This window comes from Ignavibacteriota bacterium (assembly GCA_013285405.1).
Taxonomy (GTDB): Bacteria; Bacteroidota; Ignavibacteria; order Ignavibacteriales; family Ignavibacteriaceae; genus IGN2.
Genome location: CP053446.1, coordinates 2,310,257 through 2,323,960, shown reverse-complemented (window position 1 = coordinate 2,323,960; position 13,704 = coordinate 2,310,257). Strand labels below are relative to the sequence as shown.

13 protein-coding genes are annotated in these 13,704 nt (G+C 34.9%); 4 read left to right on the top strand and 9 right to left on the bottom strand.

Annotated elements, in window-relative coordinates:
• Positions 1 to 299: 299 nt before the first annotated feature.
• The 5 genes from HND39_10135 to HND39_10115 are packed head-to-tail and all read right to left on the bottom strand — an operon-like array spanning position 300 to position 4,784.
• Entirely contained in the window at positions 300 to 2,507 is a 2,208-nt protein-coding gene (locus HND39_10135) for a TonB-dependent receptor (GenBank protein QKJ96613.1), read from the bottom strand.
• Complete coding sequence (locus HND39_10130; GenBank protein QKJ96612.1) at positions 2,504 to 3,061, bottom strand: hypothetical protein; 558 nt, start codon at positions 3,059 to 3,061, stop codon at positions 2,504 to 2,506. Before HND39_10130 ends, HND39_10135 begins: the two co-directional genes overlap by 4 nt.
• Positions 3,054 to 3,251: a hypothetical protein gene (locus HND39_10125; GenBank protein QKJ96611.1), complete on the bottom strand. Its 198-nt coding sequence runs from the start codon at positions 3,249 to 3,251 to the stop codon at positions 3,054 to 3,056. The genes HND39_10130 and HND39_10125 overlap by 8 nt, the downstream gene beginning before the upstream one ends.
• A gap of 8 nt (positions 3,252 to 3,259) precedes the next feature.
• Positions 3,260 to 3,784 (bottom strand): hypothetical protein, encoded by a 525-nt coding sequence (locus tag HND39_10120; GenBank protein QKJ96610.1) that lies wholly within the window; start codon positions 3,782 to 3,784, stop codon positions 3,260 to 3,262.
• Positions 3,785 to 3,788: 4 nt separating this feature from the next.
• Positions 3,789 to 4,784 (bottom strand): DUF1028 domain-containing protein, encoded by a 996-nt coding sequence (locus HND39_10115; protein QKJ96609.1) that lies wholly within the window; start codon positions 4,782 to 4,784, stop codon positions 3,789 to 3,791.
• A gap of 291 nt (positions 4,785 to 5,075) precedes the next feature.
• Between HND39_10115 and HND39_10110 the strand changes: the two genes are divergently transcribed.
• Both HND39_10110 and HND39_10105 read left to right on the top strand, forming a co-directional pair.
• Entirely contained in the window at positions 5,076 to 5,402 is a 327-nt protein-coding gene (locus tag HND39_10110) for a nucleotidyltransferase domain-containing protein (protein ID QKJ96608.1), read from the top strand.
• Positions 5,392 to 5,781, top strand: coding sequence for a HEPN domain-containing protein (locus HND39_10105; protein ID QKJ96607.1), 390 nt, complete (start codon positions 5,392 to 5,394; stop codon positions 5,779 to 5,781). The genes HND39_10110 and HND39_10105 overlap by 11 nt, the downstream gene beginning before the upstream one ends.
• Before the next feature lie 38 nt (positions 5,782 to 5,819).
• Here the strand turns inward: HND39_10105 and uvrA are convergent, their stop codons facing one another.
• Positions 5,820 to 8,639, bottom strand: coding sequence for an excinuclease ABC subunit UvrA (uvrA, locus tag HND39_10100; protein ID QKJ96606.1), 2,820 nt, complete (start codon positions 8,637 to 8,639; stop codon positions 5,820 to 5,822).
• Positions 8,640 to 8,685: 46 nt separating this feature from the next.
• Between uvrA and HND39_10095 the strand changes: the two genes are divergently transcribed.
• Positions 8,686 to 9,354 (top strand): YigZ family protein, encoded by a 669-nt coding sequence (locus tag HND39_10095; GenBank protein QKJ96605.1) that lies wholly within the window; start codon positions 8,686 to 8,688, stop codon positions 9,352 to 9,354.
• Positions 9,355 to 9,477: 123 nt separating this feature from the next.
• Positions 9,478 to 9,930, top strand: a complete 453-nt coding sequence (locus tag HND39_10090; protein ID QKJ96604.1) for a MarR family transcriptional regulator — start codon at positions 9,478 to 9,480, stop codon at positions 9,928 to 9,930.
• 2 nt (positions 9,931 to 9,932) lie between these two features.
• On the opposite strand, the gene HND39_10085 is transcribed toward HND39_10090, so the two are convergent.
• From HND39_10085 to HND39_10075, 3 genes are all read right to left on the bottom strand, one after another.
• Positions 9,933 to 10,361 (bottom strand): hypothetical protein, encoded by a 429-nt coding sequence (locus HND39_10085; GenBank protein ID QKJ96603.1) that lies wholly within the window; start codon positions 10,359 to 10,361, stop codon positions 9,933 to 9,935.
• A gap of 13 nt (positions 10,362 to 10,374) precedes the next feature.
• Entirely contained in the window at positions 10,375 to 11,016 is a 642-nt protein-coding gene (locus HND39_10080) for an O-methyltransferase (protein ID QKJ96602.1), read from the bottom strand.
• 158 nt (positions 11,017 to 11,174) lie between these two features.
• Positions 11,175 to 13,688, bottom strand: coding sequence for a T9SS type A sorting domain-containing protein (locus tag HND39_10075; GenBank protein ID QKJ96601.1), 2,514 nt, complete (start codon positions 13,686 to 13,688; stop codon positions 11,175 to 11,177).
• Positions 13,689 to 13,704: the final 16 nt, after the last annotated feature.

Genomic DNA, 13,704 nt, shown 5'->3' with positions numbered 1-13,704 from the left:
TTTGCAACTGATGCAAATGAATCGATCCTGAATGCTGCCAAAGAAGGGACCGGGTTATTTAATGAATCCAATGGAGTTTGTTTGAACTTCCATTCAAATCCTGTTTGTGAAGGAAAGTAATCGCTTGCCTGTTGTGCAATTGAACTTGTAAGCAAAGCACAACTAAACAATAAAGTAAATATATTTTTCATTTTCACACCTCCGTACTAAAAAGTTCTTACTAAACTAACATACATTTTAACTTTGGTTAAATTTCAAATTTAGATTGAGAAATGCAAGCGAAAGGATTTCGGACAGAATTAAATTGCAAGGTTTATTCCAACTGAATAACTTCTTATTTTTCTCAAATTACCAATAAGTTCAACATAATTATAATTGAAAAGGTTTTTGATAGTTAAATAAATATTTATCGGAAATCTCATTGCAATAAAATTATAGCCAAAGTTCAGGTCAGTTGTATAAACAGGAACACGAATGTCGCCATCAATCACAATACCAAGATCAACAAGTTCATCATCAATTTCTTCAACTCTGCTTGTGTATCGGAAGTTAATTCCTAAATCAAAATTCCATTTTCTGAAATCCAATGCAGAATAAAAAATGTGTCTTGGACGATAACGTAGTGCAATTCCGTTTTGCAGGTCTCTTGCCCATAGATAAGTATAATTACAAGAAAAAGAAAATTCGTTCGGTATCAAATCAAAATAAATTCCTGCTTCCATCCCCTGAATTCTCGCTCTGATAAGATTACTGAAATACACCAAACCATCCGAAGGATCTACTCCGGGTTCAATCATATCATAATATTCATTCTGAAAAAATGCCACATCCAGATTTATAAAACTGAGGGGTGTGAAGTTTAGACCAAATTCAAAAGATAAATTATGCTCTGATTTAATATTTGGATTAGGCTTTACTGTTATTCCACCGGTTGAAGTTGAAGTAAAAGCTTCTGCTGTTGTTGGTGCACGAAATCCCGTTCCGAGTGAAGTTCTCAGAATAATTTCCTTTGTGAGTTTATAATTCAATCCGATCTTTGGAGAAATTGCACCTGCGCCTTCGAGAGAGTCAAGCTTGCTGTAATCATATCTCACTCCCAGACTTGCAATCAGGGGAAAACTAAACGTTATATCTCCGACAGTGTAAGCTCCGATAGTGAAAGCATCCGGGTTACCAAATAAACTGGAATTAACTTGTGAGAAAGTTCCCTCAACTCCGCTTGTTAATACTATATCATCTAAAATATTTTTATTTATCTGAACTTCACCGCGGTAAAGATGTGAAGTTGATTCGTTTGGAATCGTTTCATTATCCCTAAAATAATTTCTGTAATAACTTGTTTTGATATTCAGAATAATGTTATTCTCAATAATGCTTTTGTAGATAAGCCCGAACAGATAACGATTTGTTTCAATTCTGTCATTGAGATTCTGATCCGGTGGAACAAGAACATTTCGTGAATCTTTCCAATATAGAAACTGCCCTGCTTTTTTATTGAATGTGTTTGCTAAAAATGTAATCGAAGAAATCGGGGTAAAATTATAAACTGTTTTCAGGAAACCGATATATTTTTTAGAATCATCATCCTTCCGATAGCTTAATTCTTCAAGTCTTGTAAGTGAAACATTGAATCCAAAATTTCCCAGAGTATTTGAGTGAGAAAGTGTTAATCCGTTGAATGGTCTTCTCTCTCCCGACCAATCCCATTCATTATAATAAGGTTTATCATAAACTCCATAAAATCCGTTAAACATTGTCAGTGGTTTTTCTGAAATATCTTTTGTTATACTATTTATCACACCGCCAATTGCAGATGAACCATAAAGTGAACTTGAAGCACCTTTAATAATTTCTACTCTCTGAATTTCCAGAGTGGGAATCATCTCCCATACAATTTCTCCGGAATCGCCTGTATAAAATGGAAGACCATCAATTGCTAATAATGCTCTTGAGCCCGTACCTCTGCTATATCCGCTTGAACCTCGAATACTAATCTGATCTTCTGTCATATTTACACCGGGAACATATCTCATAGCGCTTTCCAGGTTACTGAAGTTTCTTTCAGAAAATTTACTGCCAGAAATAATTTCTGTACTTACCGTCAGGTCAGATTTTTTTTGTTCATACTTTCCTGCTGTAATCAGAACTTCATCCGTTTGAATTACTGATTCAATCAATGTTACATTAAGAATAATTAATTCATCTTTAATAACAACATTATCTTTTCTGAATTTCTGATAACCAATCGCAGAAAATTCAATTGTATAATTACCTGAGGGAAGATTTGATATTTCGTATGTTCCATCAGCATCAGTTGCAGCCCCAAACTCTGTGTTTAAAAGTACTACATTAACACCCGGAATCGGTTTTGATTTTGGATCAACTACTTTACCCCTGATTGAATATGATTGTGCAAAAATTATTTCAGTAAATAGAAAGACAATGATTGGAATAAAGATTAACCGCTGCGCCGCATAGGATAATTTTTTTTCGAACAGGAACTTCAATTCCCACCCGGCGGTTGTGATGGTGGATTGTTAAAATCAACTTTGATATTTATGTTTTCGACAAATGTGCTGTCAGGTATAATCATCTTTGCTGGCTTTGTAGTATCACTATTTGTATAATAAATACCTGATACAAACCAATCTTTACGCGCAAGTGATATTTCATCTGTTGATTGCTGTACGACTGCTACATAAGAATATGTCCCCGATGGAAATGAACCGGGAGTTGCTGGTATGTATGCTGAATCCAGAGAACTAAAATGATGATTTTGGACTCCGAGAGGAATTTCTCTGCTTAAATATTTCAAATTTAAAATTGTAAAATCAGTATCTGAAAGCAGCGGATCCTCAAATACAACGAGGAAAGATCTTTTTACACTATCTGGCCAGGGACTAATGAATGTAATAGTTCCGCTAAATCCTGAAGATTCAAGTGGTGCTGGTTCTAATCCATGGTCACAAGAAATTATTGTGAATACAAATAAAAGAATTATTAGTGATGATTTTAATTTCCCCTTTTCAAAATTTAATAATGAATGGAGAAACCTAATCATTATGCTGAGCAGGTGGAATTTTTTCTGCGCCCTTCAACTTTCCTATAAGCTGCTCAGGATGGTGGATCAGCAGCGGAAGACAATGCGAACATATATATGCTGGTTTAGTTGAATAGCTAAGTGTAACAAGCGGAATTTCATTTTCTGTTCTGTTACAGTTCAAACAATTTTTTAATACTTCTTTATTCATTATTAGTCCTACATTATTTGTTGATTCTCAAGATACTCAGTTTTGAATATTTTCCATTTGCCGTTTTCTTTTTTCATATAATGAATTCCTGTTGCCCTTGTTGGGGCAAATCCTTCACCTTTGATTGCGCGAGTGGTTTGTTCATAATAAACCTTTGCATCATCGCCAGTCACCTCGAGAACTTCTACCTTTTCAAGCTCAAATTTCATATCGAAGTTTGCAAATACAAAATCCATCCCGTTTATAGTAGATTTTCTCTGTGGTGAATCTTTGTGAATCGTTTTCAACACACGCTCCTTATCTTCTGCTTCAGTGGCAGCAATATTCTCTTTTACCGCTGCGATAATATCTTCAGCTACTTTGGGATCAATGCCTGTCTGTTTCTGAATTGGAATCTGCTTCTGTTCCTGCGTTGGTGGTAGAACATATTGCTGACCCTGCATCTGCTTTGGTTCAGGCTTTTGTTCATCAGAATTACAGCTAATGAAAATTAATAAAGGTAATAGCGAAGTGATAATTAATACTGATTTCATTTCATTACTCATTTACTGATAATATTTTATTAAGTTCTTCTTTATTCACATTTAATAATCCGATCGGGACTAATCTTGGTATTAGATTTTTCCAGTTTTGATTTTTGGAAAAAACCTCCTTAAAAAGCGGAAGCGAACCTTCAATATCTCCGTTATTGGCAAGTGTTGTTGCATGCCAGAACTTCATTTCTTCATTATCCGGAAACATTTTTTCTGCGGCTGAATACTCCTTCATCGCAAGTTCCATATCACCGTGCTCAATCGCAAGATCTCCCGCATTCATATAATTATAAGCACGATGGATTTTTATTAATCTCTCAAGTTTTTCCAGAGGATATGGATCGTCTTCAACTCTCAGATCAATTAACCTGTCCTCCCAAACTTTGCCTGTTGATTTTCCTTTAACAATTAAAATAGCTGCCGATTGTTTACCGCGAATATCTCCGCCAACTTTTTCAGCAGCAAAAAGTGCTGTCATCATTCTGTCAGCAAGCGTTCCTTTTGATTCTACAAATGCTTTTGACATTGCAGCCGGCACTTTATCATTCAGCATAAGGTTAGCCTGAACTGAATAATTATCGCCAACAATATTTCCTGCACCGGGAATACAATTTTTCCCTGTATAACTTTTTACGTTTCCGTTCACATCAATTATTGCAAGCTGACGGAAATCTCTTCCTTCATCATCTGCAATAAGTTTATCAACAACCTGTTCGGCAGTCATTCCTGATTTTAATAATGCAAGTCCATCCGGACCAAACGCAGGATTAACAAAAGACTGTGTTGCAACAACTCCAACACCTGCTTCACCCCACGATACTATTGATCCAACAGAAAACCAATGAGATTGAACTGCAACTCCCATTTCACCGGTTTCAGGATCTCGTGCAACGATTGAGTAAGTTGCAACAAGAGGATTTTCGGAATAAAATGACTGAGCATAATTAATATTCCCAAATAAAATAATTATTGCAATCTGAATTATTAAAAATTTTTTCATTTGTGTTCCATTTTTGAAGAAGAAAAAAATCATAACTGCCAGTAAAAATAGAGTAAGATAAATTACATTTCAACGTCACTGGTTGAATTCAACTTTTAGAAACTTCCCTGTAACGCTTTTTGAATTTTTAACTAGACCTTCCGGTGTTCTTTCTGCGATAATTATTCACCGCTATAAACTCTAAAACTAGTCATAAAATGATAAAAAATATTTTTTCTAAAACTTCAATTGTTTAACTATAGTTAAATAAATATATTGGTATATAAAAATTAAATAATAAATCATAATCTTATGGATACTGTAATAGTCATTGAAGATATAATTAAGGAAATTAATATCATATTAACAAAAAAATATAAAGATTTTCGAGGAAGTTATTTCTTTGGTTCGCGAAAAAAAGGCAGCCATAATATTGATTCAGATTATGATATTGTGTTTGTATTTGATAGAAAGATTGACTGGGTATTTAAAAAAGAAATAATAAAAATTATCTATGATATTGAACTGAAGTATGACATTTTCATTGACGCTAAAATTTATAACACCACTGAAATTTCTGAACCCACAACACCTTTTAGACATACAGTGCTAACAGAGGGTATTTTTTATGCCGGTTGATACAGAAGCTCTCATTAAGCATCGGATACAAAGAGCAAAAGATACAATAAAAGAAGCTGAAGATGATATTTCAAAAAACTTTTTACATAGTGCAGAAAACAGAATTTATTATGCCATTTTTTACTCTGCTTTAGCTTTGGGAGTTAAATATGGATTTTCTACTTCTAAACATAATCAGCTTTTAGGATGGTTCAATAAAAATTTTGTTAAATCCAAAAAGATTGAAAAAGAATTTGGAGATATTTACAGAAATGCTTTGGAAAACAGGATGGAGAGTGATTATGAAGACTTTAAAACCTTTTCTTTTGAAGAAGTAACCGTTGATTTCAAAAATATGCAGAGATTTGTTGATAGAATAGAGAAGCTGTTAACCGAATAAATGATTTTATGATTTCCCATCTGTTTATTGTCCTTCAATTATAATTCACGCTTCAGATATTCTCCAGTCAAGCAGTTTTTCATTTTAACTATCTGTTCAGGAGTTCCTTCGGCTACAATTTTTCCACCAAATTCACCGCCGCCGGGACCAAGATCAATTATCCAGTCAGCCATTTTTATTACGTCCATATTATGTTCAACTACAACAACTGTATTTCCTTTATCAACAAGTTTGTTCAGAACATCGAGAAGGATTCTTACATCCTCAAAATGAAGACCTGTTGTTGGTTCATCGAGTACATACAAAGTTTTTCCTGTTGAGACTTTACTCAATTCAGTTGCAAGCTTTACTCGCTGCGCTTCACCGCCGGACAGTGTTGTTGCCTGCTGACCAAGAGTTATGTAACCTAATCCAACATCATTAAGAGCTTTTATTTTTCTTTTGATTCGCGGGAGATCTTCAAAAAATTCAAGCGCTTCGGAAACACGCATGCCCAATACATCAGCTATAGATTTTGTTTTGTACAGCACTTCGAGAGTTTCCCTGTTATATCTTTTTCCTTTACAAGAATCGCAGTGAACATAAACATCAGGAAGAAAATTCATTTCAATTTTTTTCAAACCATCGCCGCCGCATTCCTCACATCTTCCGCCAGCAACATTAAAACTGAATCTTCCGGTTTTATATCCTCTCATTTTTGCTTCAGGAAGTTCTGCAAACAAATCACGTATGAAAGTGAATAGTCCGGTATAAGTTGCAGAATTCGATCTTGGTGTTCTGCCAATGGGTGATTGATCAATTTCAATAATCTTATCAATATTCTCTAATCCATCAATTTTACTGTATGGAAGAGGAACTGATTTAGAATTGTAAAGTTTGTTCATCAGAATTTTTACAAGTGTTTCATTCAACACTGATGATTTGCCTGAACCGCTCACACCTGTAATTAGTGTCAATGTACCAAGAGGAATTCTCAGATTCACATTCTGCAGATTATTTCCTTTTGCACCTTTAAGCGTGATAAATTTTCCATTTCCTTTTCTTCTTTCATCAGGTATTTTAATTTTTTGTCTGCATCGCAAATAAGAAAGAGTCATAGAATCGTAACCGTTATCAGAATTCAAAAGTTTTTTTGTATCACCTTCCATTACCACATTTCCACCATGCTCACCTGCACCGGGACCGAGATCAACCATATAATCCGAACTCTCGATTGTTTCCCTGTCGTGTTCAACAACAACGATTGTGTTTCCTAAATCGCGAAGATTTTTTAACGAATTAATAAGCTTGATGTTGTCGCTCTGATGCAGTCCGATCGAAGGTTCATCAAGAACATAAAGTACACCGGCAAGCTGAGTTCCGATTTGTGTTGCAAGTCTGATTCGTTGTGATTCTCCGCCCGATAAAGTTCTCGCTGAACGACCAAGCGTTAAATAATCTAAACCAACATTATGAAGAAATTCTAATCGTTCATTTACTTCTTTCAAAATTGGTTTGGCAATCAATGCTTCGTTGCCTTTTAGCTTGACACTTTTAAAAAATTCAATCGCTCTTAAAATTGAAAGTGAGGTTATCTCGCTTATATTCTTTCCATTGAATTTTACCGCAAGAGATTCTTTCCTCAATCTTCCACCATTACAAGTTGCACAGGGAATAGTATTCATATATGATTCAACCCATTCACGAATGCTGTTCGATGCAGTTGAATCAAAATAATGTTTTAAGTATTTGACAACTCCTGAAAAACGATGCATATATTGAACCGGTCTTCCATTGTTGTAAGTATATGTGAACGGGATTCTCTCTTTACTCCCGTTTATTATCACTTCTTTCTGAGCATCAGATAATTTTTTTAGCGGAGTATAGAAATTAAACTTGTAGGTTTTTGCAACTGCTTCAAGCTGAGTGAAAAACCAGATCTTTCGCGGTTTACCGAGTGGCGCGAGTCCTTCATCATTAATCGATTTATCCCAATCTGGAATAATCAAGTTGATGTCAAGTTCTTTCTTTTCGCCAAGTCCTTCGCAATCCGGGCAGGATCCGTATGGTGAATTGAATGAAAATGAATTCGGTGCAAGTTCACGATAACTGATTCCGCAATCGAGACAGGCTAGCTGTCTGCTGTAAATATGATCTTCTTTCCCATCATTAACGATGATACTTCCTTCGCCATAATTCAAAGCAACATCAACTGATTCTGCTATTCTTGTTCTTGCTGAATCATTAACACTGAATCTATCAACAACTATTTCGATATTATGAATTTTATAACGATCAATTTGCAATCCCTTTGTAATCTCAACAATCTCACCATCAACTCTTACTCTTAGAAATCCATCCGACGAAACTTCTTCAAATAATTCTTTGTAATGACCTTTCCTTCCTCTGATTAATGGCGAGAGAATAGAGATTTTTTTGTTCCTGAATGTTGAAATGATTGAATCAATTATCTGATTTGAGGTTTGCTTTTTTACAGGTTTGCCGCAATTATAGCAGTGAGGTATTCCAACCCGCGCAAATAAAAGCCTGAGATAATCATAAATCTCTGTAACTGTTCCAACAGTTGAACGTGGATTACCTGTTGTTGATTTTTGTTCAATTGAAATTGCAGGACTTAAACCTTCAATGAGATCTACATCCGGTTTTTCAAGCATATCGAGGAACTGACGTGCGTAAGCTGAAAGAGATTCGATATAACGGCGCTGACCTTCAGCATAAATTGTATCGAAGGCAAGCGAAGATTTTCCTGATCCAGAAAGTCCGGTGATTACAGTAAACGTATCTCTCGGAATTTCGAGATCGATATTTTTCAAATTGTGCTCTCTGGCACCTTTAATTATTATGTATTCTTTTTCCAAGGAAAGGCAAATAAAATTTTAATTATCTATATTAGCTATTGATGATTTGATAATCAATTTAAAATGTTTTGCACTGAATTACTTTTCCACTATGAATCTTCCCGATGAAATAAAAACAATAGGAAAAACTAAAGAAATAACAACTACGATAAATAAATCCCGTTTTATTGCACAAGTTTATCCTGTTGAATCCGAAGAAGCAGTAAAGGATTATCTTACAAAAACGAAAAAGAAATATCACGATGCTTCTCATCACTGTTATGCATACAAACTTGCAAACGGAAAATTTCATTACACAGATGCAGGCGAACCGAATGGAACTGCAGGAATGAGAATACTGAATGCGATTGAGCATTTCAATCTATCCAATCAACTGGTAATTGTTTCAAGAATATTTGGTGGAATAAAGTTAGGTGTTGGTCCGCTTGGAAAGGCATATTATGAATCAGCGTTTCAAATTCTGAATGAATCGAAAATTATATCGAAATATTTATACAGGAAAGTTTCTATTACAGCAAAATTCAATCAGGTCAGCTTGGTTCACCGGATTTTAACTCATTATAACTCAATAATTCTATCAACAGATTATGCAGAATCTGTAAGTTTAAACTGTCTTATTATGCCGGGAACGATTGATCAGATACAGAGAATTCTTGAAGAATCAGGGAAAAACAATATAAAATTTACCAATGAAGCTGATTTCATTTACAAATGAAAGTTTTATTTGATTAGAAACAATTGTCCAAAAAAAACTATTGTTGTTACTTGATTCAAATATCTCTATTGATGATATTTGTTATAGACAATATTTCAATTTACACAAAACATTGGGGGTACAATGAACTCGAATCAAACCGCTGAACATCTCGCCAACCTAACCTTCAATCTACTTGCAAACTGCCAGGAAAAGGAAGTTAGATTAGCTTCAATTCATAATCTTACTCAGGCTGAATTCAGATGTTTAAGATTATTCGGCACTGACGAAAGTATTAATAACAAATCAATCGCTGAGAGAATGAACTTAAGCCCAAGCCGGTTAACAAGAATTATTGACGGACTTGTTGAGAAGGAATATATTATCAGAGAAATTGACTCCAACGATAGAAGAAATATGCGGGTGATGCTTTCCAGAAGAGGTAAATATCTTGTTAACCAGCTTAACAAAGCTTACGTTCAGATTCACCAGGAAATTTTACAGGATATCGATCAAGTTCAACACGAACCATTAATAATCGCAATGCAGCATTTACTGGAAGCATTAGAAAACTGGCTGAAGAAACCCGAAAAGTAAATTCAGGTTTTCCTTTTAAGATAATTAAGATATTTTTTTACTGATTCCAAATCAGAAAAAAGATTTGACAGGTCATTGAAGCTTTCAGCAGTAAGCTTTAAATATGTCTCCCCGAAATAGCTTTTATCATTTTCATTAAATGAAGAAATTATTTGCTTTAACTGTTCAATTCCTTTTTTCAAATTTATATTGAGATCATTTTTAATATGCTCAACGCTATTTACTTCAGGAATAGTTTGAGCATTTTTCATTACACGCATCAAACCACAAATATATTTTGCTGTGAAAGTAAGTTCAGCGAAATCTTTTTCTCTGTTATCAGTTACAACTACATTAATTATTTTTTTAATGTCATCTTTTTTAAAAAGTAAACTGCCGGTATAATTTTCTATTTCAGTTAAGAAGGAATTATCAGCGAAATTTATTTTCAACGTCGTTCTTCAGCTAAATTTTTACACCGATTCCGAGTCCATCACCAATCGGGATTATTGATGATTTCAAATTAGGCTGATTCATAAATAATAAATTAAACTCACGAATGTGACGTGTTGATTCTTTGTAATCTTGTGGGACACGTACAGAAGCAGCATAACCATGCCACAACAAGTTATCTACAACCAGAACTCCTCCCTTTCTAAGTAACACAAGTGAATAATCAAAAAGTCGTTTGTAGTCTTCTTTATCTGCATCAAGAAAAACTATATCATATTTCTTTTTTAACTGCGGCATAACGTTCATTGCGTTACCTTCAAGCAATTTTATTTTATTACCCAATCCGGACTTAGCAATGAAATCTTTTGCGATGGCAATATTATCAACACTTTTTTCAATTGAATGAACAACTGACTTGCCCTGAAGCATCCGGGCAATCCTGATGGTTGAATAAGCTATAGCTGTACCGAGTTCAAGAACTCTTTTCGGTTCTTTTAAAAGAACTAATTGCTCAAGAAAATCTGCTGATTGCCAGGATAAAATCGGAACATTATGTTCCTTTGCATAAGTTTCCATTTCCTCGATAAGAGGGTCTAATTGCTTTCTGAATGAGGACAAATATTCCAATTGCGATGATAGTATAATTTTTTCCATATCTTTAAATGAAATGTGAGTAGGTGGTAGGAAAATTAAGGAAAATTTTAATAAAGTGTATTTACTATTTAATTAAGCTTGTAGAGACAGTCCGACCTTGGTGGAGCGATCTGTCTCTACTTACATTTTTAATTAAGCAAAATCCGACTAAAGTTGACTTAACGAAGAAGTATCATCTTTTTTGAACTCAAATATTTCTCAGTAATAAGTTGATAGATATACACCCCACTCGATAAGTTCGAGGCATCGAACTGAACTTCATACCTTCCTGCTTGCTGAATTTCATTAACTAACACTTTAACTCTTCTGCCAAGTATGTCATAAATTACAAGATTTACTAAAGTCCCTCCTTTGGAGGGATTTAGGGAGGCAGGCAGATCATACTTTATTGTTGTAACTGGATTGAAAGGGTTAGGAAAATTTTGAAATAGTTCATACTCTAAAGGAACTGAAAAATAAATTTCTATTTCTTCGCTATAATTATATGTACCGTCAAAGTCTGTTTGCTTTAGTCTGTAAAAATAAACTCCTGATTCAGTTAAAATATTCTTGTATGAATAGAAATTAATTTCCGTAGAGTTTCCTTTACCTTCAATAAAATCTAAATCAATCCATTCCTGCTCATTCGCTTTTTTTCTTTGTATGTAAAAACCTCTGTTATTAGTTTCGGTAGCAGTAGTCCATTGCAAATATGTTTCATTTTCATTTAACCAACCCTCAAAGTTTATTAACTCTACCGGAACAGTCTCATCATAGTATTTGAAGATTAAACCCGTGTTGCCAACCAGGAATCCCGAGTTAACAGAAAATAATGTGATTGCCATCCTCCATCCTTGATCGGCTAGTTCAGGGAATTCAGTCCAGTTAATACCCGCATTTGTTGTCCTATATACCCTATCACCAGTAATGAATATATTCTCTGAATCAAAATAACCAAATCGTCCAGATCCGCCGAAACCGGTTACTAATGAATCCAAATCCCAGGTTATACCTCCATCATTAGTCCTATAAAGCTTATTCCAGTCTAATAACCATCCGTTAAGTGTATCTTTAAAATATACATCATCCGTTTGATAAAAGTTTAAATTTGTCTGTTCAATCCAATTTTCGCCTCCATCAGTTGTTTTAAAAGGTTTTCTATTTGATATTGAAGCCCATCCAAATAACGAATCAACAAAATGAATGCCTGAAAAATTCCCGCTTCCGGGAGCATTTACTTGTACAAACCAATTCTCTCCCCCGTCATTTGTTTTCATTATGCGTTTATTGCTAATTGCCCAACCTATATCCTTTGTCAAAAAGAAAAACTTAATTATTACCCAGGATGAATCCACTAACCCTGTTATATTGGTTCTATGCCAGCCTTGCCCTCCATTTGTGGTTTTGTAAATTCTTGCAGGCAATGTTCCGATGAAGCCGTTCAGACTATCTGTAAATGTCATTCCTTCCATAGAAAAAATTTCATTATACGGAAAAGTTAAAATAGTATCTAAAGATTGTCCTCCGTCATTTGTTGTGTAAATTAGGTCGGTACTGTTTATAAACCCATTTTGTTCATCCTTAAAGTAAACATTAAATAAATCTGCATTCACTATTGTTCTTCGCCAGCTTTCACCTTCATTTGTGGTTTTTGCAAGAAGCATTTTACCTCCAGCAACAAAACCTTTTCCTTCTGCTGGGAGAGATATGTTTGTTGTAAATACTGAGGAAAATTCCTGATTAAGATCATTATTTTCATACCAACTAACACCTCCGTTAGTAGATTTATAGAAGCCGCCTGAAGATGCTAAAAATCCTTTTACTTCATCCATAAATTTTATTTTATTTATTTCTGGTGCACTTATTCCTCCTCCTCCTGCATTTAACCAGTTAATACCTCCATCCGTTGTATAAACAACCTTTCCTGCGAAGCCCCCTGCAGATGCTCTGAGTGTATCAATAGCATAAATTGTGTAAAGACTTCTTGTATCTCCTGCTATTTGTATTATCCAATTTACTCCGCCATCTGTTGTCTTCAACACAATACCTGAACTTGTGCACATATAACCAAATAATGTGTCAATGAAACTTACATCCCAGTATGGTGCAGTTGGATATGGCATAGATTGTTGCACCCAGATTAATCCGCCATCAGTTGTTTTTAAAGCAGTTCCTCTTTCTCCTACCATCCATCCAATCTCATCGGTTATCATCTGCAGATTCCAGATGTTTCTTGTCGTCGGGCTTGACAACTGGATCCACGTTTCTCCTGCATCTTCTGAGATTATAATTATTCCTCCATCGCCTGCTGCTATAACTCTTTGTCCGTTATTTACTGAAGCAACTGTTCTTAATGTATTTTCAACTCCGCTTTCATACCATATCCACTTCTGTCCTCCATTCGTTGTTTTAATTACTGCACCGCCTTCGCCTACTGCCCAGCCGGTGCCTGCCTGTCCGGTAGGCAGGTCTGCATTTGCAAAATCAATTCCCCAATAATCCACTCTTGGTATTAATGGATGAACTTCTGTCCATACCCCGGTAGATTTTAAAGGGAAAAGAGATTTATCCCGAGTTAATTGTGGTTGTATGGATCGTTCCTCTTGCTGGGTGTAGTTCATCGAAGGTAATAATAGTAAGACAAGCAGAAGTGAGAGGAGAAAATTAAATTTCAGGGATTTTTTGCGTTGCATATAAATACCCTTAATT

What these genes read in the sequence shown, in the direction of transcription:
- HND39_10090 (QKJ96604.1), top strand. Translation starts at nt 9,478, where the DNA reads ATGAACTCGAATCAAACCGCTGAACATCTCGCCAACCTAACCTTCAAT.
- HND39_10080 (QKJ96602.1), bottom strand. Translation starts at nt 11,016, where the DNA reads ATGGAAAAAATTATACTATCATCGCAATTGGAATATTTGTCCTCATTC.
- HND39_10120 (QKJ96610.1), bottom strand. Translation starts at nt 3,784, where the DNA reads ATGAAATCAGTATTAATTATCACTTCGCTATTACCTTTATTAATTTTC.
- HND39_10105 (QKJ96607.1), top strand. Translation starts at nt 5,392, where the DNA reads ATGCCGGTTGATACAGAAGCTCTCATTAAGCATCGGATACAAAGAGCA.
- HND39_10125 (QKJ96611.1), bottom strand. Translation starts at nt 3,251, where the DNA reads ATGAATAAAGAAGTATTAAAAAATTGTTTGAACTGTAACAGAACAGAA.
- HND39_10075 (QKJ96601.1), bottom strand. Translation starts at nt 13,688, where the DNA reads ATGCAACGCAAAAAATCCCTGAAATTTAATTTTCTCCTCTCACTTCTG.
- HND39_10110 (QKJ96608.1), top strand. Translation starts at nt 5,076, where the DNA reads ATGGATACTGTAATAGTCATTGAAGATATAATTAAGGAAATTAATATC.
- HND39_10115 (QKJ96609.1), bottom strand. Translation starts at nt 4,784, where the DNA reads ATGAAAAAATTTTTAATAATTCAGATTGCAATAATTATTTTATTTGGG.
- HND39_10130 (QKJ96612.1), bottom strand. Translation starts at nt 3,061, where the DNA reads ATGATTAGGTTTCTCCATTCATTATTAAATTTTGAAAAGGGGAAATTA.